This is a genomic window from Pedococcus sp. 2YAF34, assembly GCF_052114585.1.
Taxonomy (GTDB): Bacteria; Actinomycetota; Actinomycetes; order Actinomycetales; family Dermatophilaceae; genus Pedococcus.
Window position 1 is genome coordinate 1 of record NZ_JBFRFA010000057.1, and the last position, 10568, is coordinate 10568.

9 protein-coding genes are annotated in these 10568 nt (G+C 67.9%); all 9 read right to left on the reverse strand.

Annotated features, from left to right (window positions below; translation table 11 throughout):
- Positions 1 to 17: 17 nt before the first annotated feature.
- The 9 genes from AB4Z02_RS18340 to AB4Z02_RS18380 all read right to left on the reverse strand — a co-directional run bounded on the left by AB4Z02_RS18340 (position 18) and on the right by AB4Z02_RS18380 (position 10325).
- Positions 18 to 410, reverse strand: coding sequence for a hypothetical protein (locus tag AB4Z02_RS18340; RefSeq protein ID WP_441972771.1), 393 nt, complete (start codon positions 408 to 410; stop codon positions 18 to 20).
- Between the two features lie 30 nt (positions 411 to 440).
- The gene (locus AB4Z02_RS18345; protein ID WP_441972773.1) at positions 441 to 1259 is read right to left on the reverse strand and encodes a COG4705 family protein; all 819 of its coding nucleotides are present in this window, start codon (positions 1257 to 1259) and stop codon (positions 441 to 443) included.
- 136 nt (positions 1260 to 1395) lie between these two features.
- Positions 1396 to 2772, reverse strand: a complete 1377-nt coding sequence (locus AB4Z02_RS18350; protein WP_441972774.1) for a sensor histidine kinase — start codon at positions 2770 to 2772, stop codon at positions 1396 to 1398.
- The gene (locus AB4Z02_RS18355) at positions 2769 to 3446 is read right to left on the reverse strand and encodes a response regulator transcription factor (protein ID WP_441972776.1); all 678 of its coding nucleotides are present in this window, start codon (positions 3444 to 3446) and stop codon (positions 2769 to 2771) included. Before AB4Z02_RS18355 ends, AB4Z02_RS18350 begins: the two co-directional genes overlap by 4 nt.
- On the reverse strand, positions 3443 to 6037 hold the full coding sequence (locus AB4Z02_RS18360) for an FtsX-like permease family protein (protein ID WP_441972778.1): 2595 nt from the start codon (positions 6035 to 6037) through the stop codon (positions 3443 to 3445). Before AB4Z02_RS18360 ends, AB4Z02_RS18355 begins: the two co-directional genes overlap by 4 nt.
- Positions 6038 to 6078: 41 nt before the next feature.
- On the reverse strand, positions 6079 to 6750 hold the full coding sequence (locus AB4Z02_RS18365; RefSeq protein ID WP_441972779.1) for an ABC transporter ATP-binding protein: 672 nt from the start codon (positions 6748 to 6750) through the stop codon (positions 6079 to 6081).
- Positions 6747 to 7454, reverse strand: coding sequence for an ABC transporter ATP-binding protein (locus AB4Z02_RS18370; RefSeq protein ID WP_441972781.1), 708 nt, complete (start codon positions 7452 to 7454; stop codon positions 6747 to 6749). The genes AB4Z02_RS18365 and AB4Z02_RS18370 overlap by 4 nt, the downstream gene beginning before the upstream one ends.
- Positions 7451 to 7882 carry a hypothetical protein gene (locus AB4Z02_RS18375; protein WP_441972783.1) on the reverse strand — a complete coding sequence of 144 codons (432 nt, stop codon included), beginning with the start codon at positions 7880 to 7882 and terminating at the stop codon, positions 7451 to 7453. Before AB4Z02_RS18375 ends, AB4Z02_RS18370 begins: the two co-directional genes overlap by 4 nt.
- Before the next feature lie 493 nt (positions 7883 to 8375).
- Positions 8376 to 10325, reverse strand: coding sequence for an IS481 family transposase (locus AB4Z02_RS18380; RefSeq protein ID WP_441972785.1), 1950 nt, complete (start codon positions 10323 to 10325; stop codon positions 8376 to 8378).
- Between the last annotated feature and the right edge of the window lie 243 nt (positions 10326 to 10568).

Here is a 10568-nt window from a genome sequence, read left to right on the forward strand (position 1 = left end):
GGCTCGGCGTTGTCTCTTCACTCCAACTTGGACACCGGCACCTCGAACCGTCCCAGGCGATGGAGCAGGTCGCGATGCAGCCTCGACTTCGTACCGGCGTCGGGGATCGCCACCAAGATCTCGTCGACCGGCTCGCTCAGGACGGTCTCCTCGATGGCTTCAGCCGGGTCGTGTCGGACCGAGACGGAGCCGATGACCTTCGCCCCGGCGGCCCGCTCCAGCTGCGGCAGCGTCTCGAGCATGATGCACTCGGCCTCGAACGCCTTGTCGTGGCGCTCGGGATGGAGCAGGTGCAACTCCGCCTTTGCAGGGTTGAGCACGACGAGGCGGAACTGGACGTCGTCGCGGGCAGCCCGTTCGGCTACAGCACGAAGCAGCGCAGGCGAGGGGGTGGCACTGTCGGTGACCACCAAGACCCTCGTCCTGCGCTGCTCCACTGGTCAGGCCTGACGATCGCCCACGGTCGCCGCCTGCTCCGAGCGGATGGCGGCGCGCTCGGTACGGTCCTTGTGGGTCACGCTGAGGTAGACCACGACCGCCAGGATCGTGCCCAGGAACAGCACGCTGGTTCCCAGGGTGCCCAGGCCGGCGCCACCCTCATCGCGGGCCGAGGCGAGGAAGTCGCCGATGTTCGCGCCGAGCGGGCGGGTCAGGATGTACGCGAGCCAGAAGCACAGCACCGGACCGGCGCCCAGCTTCCACGCGGCGAACACGGCAGCGATCAGACCCAGGGGAAGCAGTACCGAGACCCCTGCCGACCAGCCGGTCAGCTCCAAGGTCCAGTCACCGACGGCGGTGCCCAGTGCGAAGGTCACCAGGACGGTCAACCAGTAGAACGCCTCACGCGGGGTGGTCACGATCGAGTGGATCGACAGGGTCCGCTCCCGGGCGTACCAGATCCCGAAGACCACTGCCAGGGCCACGGCGAACACCAGGCTGCTCACCCACAGCGGCACCCCGGTGGCGTCGGTCAGATTGTCGGTCAGCAGCGTCCCGACCACGCTGATCAGCACCACGGCCAGCCAGTAGACCGCCGGCACGTACTGCTTCAACCGGAACTGCACGACCAGCACCGCGACCAGAGCCACCGAGAACACCAGCGTGGTGTTCACCAGGCCGAAGCCCAACGTCTCGTTGATGTAGTCCGCGAAACTCTCCCCCACGGTCGTGCACAAGATCTTGATGACCCAGAAGTACACCGTGACCTCGGGGACCTTGTTGAGCATGGCCCGGCTTGAACGGGGTGCGAGAGTAGTCATGGGACATAAGGGTCGCAGTGCGCTGCTGAATGAATCCTGAGGCACTGGGCCCACGTGCATCTCCGCGTGACCACACCCAGCACGGCCTGCTCAACGACAGATCGCTAGGCGGACCCAGCGGCAGCGATTCAGTCAGTTAGCCAATCGCGTTGGTCAACGGCAGGGCGATCCTGAAGGTGGTGACCGTGCCGTCTCCGGCCAGCAGTGTGACGTCCCCGCCGTGGTCACGGGCTGCTTCGCGGGCGAGCCAGAGGCCTAGCCCACCGGCGACGCTGGCGTCACGACTGCTCACCCAAGCGTCGAAGACGTATGGCGCGATCTCGGGCTCGACGGGAGGTCCCGTGTTGGAGACGCTCACATGAATCGTGTCGTGATCCGCGGGCTCCAGACGTGCATCCACCGTGACCACACCGCCAGCGGGCGTGTGCCTCACCGCGTTGTCGACGATGGGTTCGATGATTTCGCGAAGGTCGGCGCACACCACCCGGGGGGTGATGCGATCGTCAGTGTGGACGGCGAGTGTGAGACCTCCGAGTTCGGCCTGACGTTTCCAATGCGGGGTCGCTCCAGAAAGGGCGGCGAGCACCGGTTCGGGATCGTGATCGCGCGCGCGGCTTCGGGCCAGCATCCGGTCGACGATCGAGGTCAACTGGTCGGCGTCATGCACGACGCGTTCGAGGGCAGCTGTCATCTCGACGGGGTCGCTCTCGCGGAGGGCGAGCTCAGCCTCAGCTCGCAGGGTCGCCACGGGTGTGCGCAGCCGGTGTCCGGCGTCGGCGGCGAAGGCAAGTTCAGTGGCGTGACTCTGGTGCAGTCGCGCAAGCATCCTGTTCAGTGCCTCGACGAGCCGAGCAAGTTCGGCGTCACCCCTGGGTACGGCAAGGCCGGCCGCGAGGTCCTTGGGTCGGACAGCCTCCGCGCGCTCGGTGAGTTGCGTGACGTTGCGTAACGCTCGGCCGGTGAGGATCCACGAGAGCCCGGTGATCGCGACCACCACGGCCACGAGCCCAGCAATCAGCAGTCCCAGCAGGTCGGAGGTGGTCGCGTTGAAACCCTCGGCGTCCACGGCCACCACCAGCGCTCCCGTTCCTGCCGGCGAGTCACCGCTGCTGGTGAGTGTGAGGGGAACAGCCAGCACCGCGAGGTCGATGTCGGGGCTTTGCAGCGCGACGCGATTCTCGACACCGCGGGGGGCCTTGCGCACGGAGCTGACGTCGGCCAGAGGCCCAATGCGCGCCAAGGGGTCGCTGCTAGAACGAGTCCTCCCGTCGGGGCCGATCACCTGGATCAGGTCGATCTTGGGGCTGCTCACGCTATGGGTGAGGGAACCGACCGGAGAGACCTCGTCCCGAGCCAGCTCGAGTCGGGTCTGCAGGGCGGCTCTCACCGCTTGCTCTTCGGCGTGGTGGACCCGCCACGTGGCGATGGCTCCGAACAGGACCGCGAAGGTCAGGCCCAGTGCGACCGCTCCCAGCACCAGTCGGTTGCGCAGGGAGGACGGGGTGAACCTCATGGGTGCATGGCCAACCGGTAGCCGACGCCACGTACGGTCTCGATGATGTCAGGGCATCCTGCGGCCTCGAGCTTTTGACGCAGGTACCGCACGTACACGTCGACCACGTTGGAGGTGCCGTCGTAGGCGTAGTCCCACACGTGGTCCAAGATCTCTGTGCGGCGAAGCACGTCGCCGGGTCTGCGCATGAAGTAGTCCAGGAGAGCGAACTCGCGCGGGGACAGCTCTACGACTCGATCCTGCCAACGAGCTTGGTGCTCGGCAGGGTCGAGCACCAGGTCCCCGTTCCTGAGCTGGGTCGGTCGCTCGGTGTCCCCTCTGCGCAGCAGCGCTCGGAGCCGGGCTGCGAGCTCCTCGAAGGCAAAGGGCTTGCCGAGGTAGTCGTCCGCGCCGCAGTCCAATCCCGCAATGCGGTCCCGAACACCCGTCCGCGCGGTCAGCATCAGCACGGGTGTCCAGTGGCCTTCGGTGCGGAACCAGCGACACCAGTCCAGTCCGGACTCCGGGCCGGGAAGGCCGACGTCACACACCACGGCGTCGAACGGGGTGCTGGCAACAGCGTGCCGGGCGTCCACCGCGTCGCCGACCACGTCCACGGCCCAGCCTTCCTGGGCCAGCCCCCGGCGCAGGAGGGAGGCCATCCGCACGTCGTCCTCGATGACCAACAGCTTCACAGGTCACGCAGCTCGTTCGGACCGGCCCGTGCGACCAGGCGACCCACCCCAGAGACGACGAGCCCCGTGAAGCTGCCAACCAATACGGCCAAGGCTCCGAGGTAGCTCCAGGGAACGGTGGCCGAGGCCGGCGCGGGGTCGAAGATGCCAGTCAGCACCTTGACCAAGAGGTACGCGATCGTGGTGCCGATCACCGCGCCGCCCACCATGCCCGCCACAACCATGGCCCGGGCCTCCGTCGCGAGGAAGCGGCCGCGCTGCCGGGTCGTGGCGCCTAGCGCGGCCAGCAGCACCAGTGCTCGACGACGTTCGACGATGCCACCCAGGAGGGCCAACCCCGAGCACGCCAGGGCGAGCAGCACGCCGAAACCAAGCTCGAGATGGGAGAGGCCGGAAAGATCGGTGCCCGCCAGTCCCGACGCGCTAGTGACGTGTGACCCAGCAGAAGCAATGTCCTGGACCCGAGCGCCGGGTGAACCGCTCGCCAGCTGGGAGCGCAAGGCGGCTGCCGTCGTGGTTGGTCTGTTGGACGCGACCAGGAACGTGCCTACGGCATCGGACTTGGTCTGCTTGGCGATGTAGTCGGCGTTGGCCACGATGAAGCTGTCCTTGGGGGCGGTAGGCCATTCGGTCACCTGTCCGATCACGTGGAAGTCCACAGGTCGGTACGCATGGTAGGACCCGCTCTGCAGCCGGATGCGGATCAGGTCGCCGGGGTGCAGCTGGTAGTCGTGGAGGGTCTCTGCGGAGAGTAGAGCACCGTCTGGTCTTGCCTGCAGGGCTGCGAGAGTCTTGGGGATGGTCGACCCGGGGACGAACGCGTCCTGAAGGGGACCCACGCGAGCGAAGGTCTTGGCGTTCACACCGTAGAGATCCTGAAGGTCAGGGCCGACGTATCCGAAGCGGTGCTGCAACGGTTCGACAGCGCTCACATCGGGTGCCTTCCCTATGGCCGACGCCCCTTCGGGACCGATGGCCGATCCAGGGGGTTCGACCACGGCTACGTCACTGCCGACCGTCAGGGCCACGTCGAGTCGAGCCTGTGCGTCATAGGTGGAGGTGAAGATCGCTGTTGACACTGCCAGCCCCACAGCCACGGCAAGTCCCGCCGCACCTCGAGCGATGATGCGTCGGCGCTGCCTAAGTGCTGCGGCCTCGAGCTCGGGGGCGGTGCCGGGACCTCCGCGAGACCAGCGTCCGGTTCGTCGTGCGGTGACCCAGGCAGTGATGCGCCAGACCAGCAGGGCGAGCCCTGGCCACGCCAGTGCGGGCCCTGCCAGAGTCGCGTAGTTCACCTGGGTCTGGGGGATCCCCTCGGGTGCCAGCACCACCTGGTACCCGTTGCGGGCAGTCAGCGCGAAGGCGATGGCAGCGCCGGCCAGCAGAATGACATCGAGCCCGGCCTTGAGGGGCCATGGCGTTCCGCGGAGCTGGCCGCGCGAGGCCTCTGCAGCCACCCCGGTGGACTCCCGGCCGAAAGCCAGGCGGAGGACCGACCCTGCTTGAGTGGCCAGTGCCAGCAGTAGGCCACCAACGACAGCGGCGACGGCCCATCCGACCGAGAGCGGAGTCCCGGTCGGTAGAGCCAGCCGGATGGCGAGCACGGCCAAGGGCAGTCCCAACAGGGCGCCTCCGACGGCGACGACGACCGACTCGACAGCCACGATACGAACCACCTGGTTGACGGTGGCTCCCCGCAGGCGCAGCAGCGCGATCTCGCGTCGACGTCGATCTGAGCGCAAGGCCACGACCAGTCCCGCCACCACTGCTGCGAGGACGAGGCCCGGGATTCCCAGGAGCAGAAAGAGCAGGTTGGCGTAGCTGGCGTCCTCACCGGCGTGGGTCAGGGCGGTACCGAGGTTGTCGCCGACCAAGGCGCCACCGGCGACGGCGGCCTGGAAGTGATTGGCCCGTCCCTGGACGACGACAGCAGCAGTCTGTGGATCGTGAGGCAGTCCTGCGTGGCTGAATCCAACGTGGAGCTGGTGCACCACCGGCGTCGCTCCGATCACGGACCGGAAGGTCGCCGGACTCACCAGGACGACGTTGTCCGGCGGCGCGCTGGCTCCCGCCCCGGGTGCGAGGCCCACGACTTGAAAGAACGAGTCCTCTGCAGGCATGTCCGCGACGCCGTCGATGGTCAGGGGCCGCGAGCTCTTGGCGCTCTTGACGCTGATCTGGGCGCCGGGCTCGACGGCAAGGTTGGCCGCGGTCTGCTGGAACAGTATCGAGCCCGAGGTGGCGCCCAGCAGGTGGCGCAGCTCCCCTGGAAAGGTCTTGGCGTACTCCGGGGAGATGGACACGACGTATGCCGCACCGGTGCTGCGTGCACCTTGCGGACCCGTGGACGTCAGCGCATCGACGTGCGCGAAATCGACTCCTTGAACAGCCTCGACGCTCGGTAGCGCCTTGACGTCCTTCGTCACTGCCGCAAGGTCACCTTGGGGCGTGACCTGCACCTGCCAGTCCACCGGGACGGAGGCGGCGGCTCGGACGGTGAGCGCAGCGTGACTTTGGGTCACGAAGGAGCCCAAGGCGGCGACGAACGCGACTGTGAGCGCGATGCTCAACGCCGCGACCAGGAGCTCCATCGGTCGTCGGCGGAGCAGCCCGACCAACCACCGTGTACTTCTCATCGGGTCCTCACGCTCTGCATGATGCTCCCGTCGACGACGGCGAGCTGTTGGTCGAAAAGCTCGGCGAGCTCAGGATCGTGGGTGGCCAAGATCAAGGCTCCACCTGTGCTGGCGACCCCGTCGCGCAGCGCAAGCGCGGCTTCGTGCGCGTGGGCGCGGTCCAACGAGCCAGTGGGCTCGTCGGCCAGGACCAGCCGATGACCACCGGCCAGGGCCCGAGCGATGGCGATCCGTTGCTGCTGGCCCCCGGACAGCTGCGTGGGCAGTGCGCCGCAGAGTTCTGCCGCGGCGACGCTCGTCAGGGCCCGCATCGCCGCTGTGCTGGCGGCGTCCAGACTTGCCCCCCGCAGGCGCAGCGGCAAGGTGACGTTCTGGAAGGCCGTGAGCTCGGGCATGAGCGACGGGGCTTGGAAGACCATGCCGATCTGCCCGCGTCTGCGTACCGATTCCGCGGACAAGCCGGGCCAGCTCACGGTTCCATCCGTTGGCCTCAGGAGCCCCGCGAGCACGAGAAGCAAAGTGGTCTTGCCGCTGCCGGAGCGACCGGTGAGCGCGAGCTGTGACCCTTCGACGATGTCCAGGTCGATGTCGTGCAGGATGGGCGACGCGCCATACCGAAGGCCCAGCCCTCGCGCGTAGACCAGCTGCCCGACCTCCGCGGTCGTCACGACGCCCGCCCGTCCACGAGGTGCACGACCCGGTCCGCCGCAGCGGCGACTCGAGGCGAATGCGTCACCAGCAGCGTTGCGCCGTCGATCGGCTGCAGCTTGCGGATCAGGCTCAGCAGCAACGCCTCCTCCGCGGTGCTCACCTCCGCCGTTGGCTCGTCGGCCAGGAGCAGCCGCGGGCCACTCACTAGCGCGGTCGCCAGATTTGCTCTGGCCGTCTCTCCGCCGGACAGGGTGGACGGTCGGGCATGGGCTCGACCTGCGAGATCCACATCGTCAAGCAGGGAACGCAGTTCTGAGAGCGGGGGTGACTCACGGCGGAACGAGGCAGCCAGACGAAGGTTGTCCAGCACGTTGAGGTGTTCCACCAGCCCGCTGGTCTGGGTGAGGACACCGATGAGCTCGGCACGAAGCCGTGCCTGACCGTTTGCCGATCGATGGCTGAGTAGGCGCCCGGCGACGCGGACTGAGCCCCCGTCAGGGTCGTCCAGTCCCGCGAGCAGGTTGAGCAGTGTCGACTTTCCCGACCCCGATGGCCCGACGACGGCCACGATCTCGCCTGGTCGTAGCACGATGGAGACGTCGCGAAGCGCCGCTACCTCCTCGCCTCCCCTTCGGAAGAAACGATGCAGTCCACGCGCATCCACCACCGGTCCGTCGAGGACAGGCTGGACCTCTGCCGGGTCGCGTAGCGCCGCGGTCATCGCACGGCCAAGCTCTGGGCCATGGTTCGGTATGCGTCGACGTTGTCCGCGCCCACGGGACCGAACAGATCCATCCGAACGAGGCGACCGGCGTTGAACACGATGTACTCCTCCACCTCGTCGCGGTACACCTTTCCCGTCACCGGGTCGGGATCAGAGTTGCGGCGGAAGACGATCCGAACGCCGCTGCCGCCCGGAACCTTCGCCGAGGTGATCGCACGCAACTCGAATGCAGGAACGGCGCCCTTCAAACGCTTCACGTCCGAGGTGCGAGCGGTTGCCGGGGTGGGAGCATGCGTCGCATGCAGGCTGTCCACCGTCACGCCGTTGAGCTTGTCGGTAAACCGCACCTGGGTGCCCTTCCCTGTCTGCGCCCACCCCTCCGGGTGGGTGAACGAGTAGCCCCCCGCGCCATTCGTGTACTTCACGAACGCGAGGTTGTCAGGGATGTCCCCAGGAGGGTTGCTCTCGACCGGGACTGGTGCGACCTGCTTCACCGAGGACTTGCTGGACGGGGTAGAACTGGTCCCTGAGGATGCGCTCGATGGCGCCGGACTGACAGAGGTCTTGGGGCCAGCCGTTGCACCCGCAGTCGGGTTGGAGCCTCCCGTGCAGGCCGAGGTGACGACCGTGACGAGTGCCAGGCCAGAGAGAAGGACTAGGCGCGACACGCGCCGCCGCGTGGCTGGTGAGTTCATTCTGCAAGCGTGCAGCGGCGCGGATGAGAACAGCATGAGAGTGCGCATGCACTCATAGCGCCAGCTCTGGCCCGGCGAGTCCCATCGATGCCTGCGTCCGTCGCACATGTCTAGTGCCTGGCGAGGACCCCTCAGGTCCGCTCGAGGATGAGCCCGACTCTTTGTTTGTCTTGACGCAGTAGATCCTTGACGGTGTTGTGTCAGCTGATGCTTGACACTTCGGCTAGGAAACTGAGGTGTCAGCGGTCCGTGGCCGCTGTCCTTTGATGCTACGCACGGGCGCGGTGGTGGTCCGGCGCACGACTCGGGTGTCGTGGTCGGGCAGCTCGATCGCGAGGGTCGTTTCGGATACGTGCACGGTCACGGTCACGCCCTGGTGGGTGCGGCCGAGGGCGACCTTCTGCCCGGCGACCACGATCACGCCGGTGGCCGAGGCGCGGCGTTGGACGGTGACGGGCTCGGTCGAGGGCCGCGGGACCGGGCCGACGGGTCGGGCTTGTTGCAGCAGGGCTGCCTCACCGGGCTGCAACGGGTTCGGACGGGTCCGCAGCAGCTCGCGGGTGGCCGGGTCGAAGAACAGCAGCGGTGCGCCCTCCTCGATGTACACCCCAACCCGTCGGCCGGCCAGGACCTCAGCGGCCAGCACCACCCGTTGACCCAGGGACACGACCCCGCTGCGGGCCACGGTCCGTTCGACCTCCACGATCGTGCGCCCGGCCCGGCTCCCCGGACCGCCTTTGCTGGCCACCGGTGGGGGCCCGGCCGGGACCGCACCTGTCGCGCTCAGGGCGTCGAGGTCGTTGACGCTGAACCGCGACCGCAACGTTTTGACCCGACGACCGTCGATGGACAGGTGCACCCACTGGCAGTCGATCCAGAACCGCACCACCAGTCCGGCCCGGGCCTGCCCCAGCCAGAACTGGTTGCCCCGCAACGTCATGTTCCCCGACGGGGTCACCACCCGGTCCAGCTCGATCGCGTCGGCGCTACCCGGCACCCGAGCACCGGCCACCCTCGAAACCGGCACTGTTCCTGCAGCGGCAGGGGCGGGTGAGTGACGGGGCATGAACTCCCCACTCACCCCCACAGCTGCAACGTCGACCGGTGCGACGTCGACCGGTGCGAGGTCCAGCGCTGGTGGCAGCCACAGCTCCAATTTCGGGCTGGTGGCGGGGATGAACCGGTCCGCCGGGACGACCGGCACCGTCGCGTTCAACCCTTGGTGCGGGCGGTCCTGGTTGTAGGCGTCCACCCACGCATCGACCGCGGCTTGGGCCGCAGCCAACGACTCGAACGGCCCCAGGTCACCCAGCTCGGGCCGAAAGGTGCCGTGGAACCGCTCGACCTTCCCGTTCTGGTTCGGCGACGCCGGCGCCGTCAGCAGGTGGGTGATCGCGTTCTTGCGGCAGATCTTGTCGAACAACACCTCCCCACGACTGGGCCCGTACCTGCTGAACCGGTCGGTGAACTGCTTGCCGTTGTCGGTGATCACCTCCTGGGGCACCCCGTACCGGGCCAGCGCCTGCGCGAACGCCAGGCACACCGCCCGCGCGGTGGCCCGCTCCACCACCGCCGCCATCACCGCGAACCGGGAGTGGTCATCCACACCGGTCACGACCTTGGCCTCACGCACCTCACCGCTGACGACGTCGACCAGCTGCACCCCGCCGACGATGTCGATGCCCCACAGCTGTATCGGCCCGGGCCGTTCGAATCGCACGAACGAGTCCCGCGACCGCTTCCGCGGCCGTCCCTTGACCAGCCCCGCCCGTCGCAGGATCCGGTTGATCGTCGCCTCCGACGGCACCTGCTCCGCGTCCAGGACAGCCCCGACGTTCCACGCCGGCCCGCCACGCAGCAACTGCAACCGGATCCGTTTGGCACCCCACCGCGGATGCTCCCGACGCAGCTCAGCGATCCGGACCTGCACCTCCTCAGGCACCTGGTGCGGGCACCGATCAGGGCGATGGGACCGGTCGGCCAACCCCGGCACACCCTCGCTGAGGTACCGACCTACCCACGTATGCACCGACTGCCGCGACACCCCGACCTGGGCCGCGACCTCGGTCACCAACGCACCCGCCAACACCGCCCGGACCGCGTCCAACCGCTGCTCGACAACAGACAAGACAACCAGAGCCAATCCCGGCCTCCCCAGTTCGACGACAACCACGGAACATCGTCGACCCGAAGCGCCGAATCGCGCCGGGTGTCAAGCATCAGGTGACACACCCCTGTCAAGCATCACCCGCGACAGGACACCCGACTCTTTGTTGCGTTGATGAATAGACCTCTAAGAAAGATCAAGGCGGCGCTCCGCACCGCGGGCCGGGGCCCCGCGATGGGGCCCCGCGCTGCGGGCGGCGCTGGCGCGCCGTCCTCGCGCACCCCACCGCACCCCGGCATTTCCAGTGGC

Bases quoted from the DNA above. Each gene is read 5' to 3' on its own strand.
- AB4Z02_RS18370 (WP_441972781.1), bottom strand. From the start codon at position 7,454: ATGACCGCGGCGCTACGCGACCCGGCAGAGGTCCAGCCTGTCCTCGAC.
- AB4Z02_RS18345 (WP_441972773.1), bottom strand. From the start codon at position 1,259: ATGACTACTCTCGCACCCCGTTCAAGCCGGGCCATGCTCAACAAGGTC.
- AB4Z02_RS18360 (WP_441972778.1), bottom strand. From the start codon at position 6,037: ATGGAGCTCCTGGTCGCGGCGTTGAGCATCGCGCTCACAGTCGCGTTC.
- AB4Z02_RS18350 (WP_441972774.1), bottom strand. From the start codon at position 2,772: ATGAGGTTCACCCCGTCCTCCCTGCGCAACCGACTGGTGCTGGGAGCG.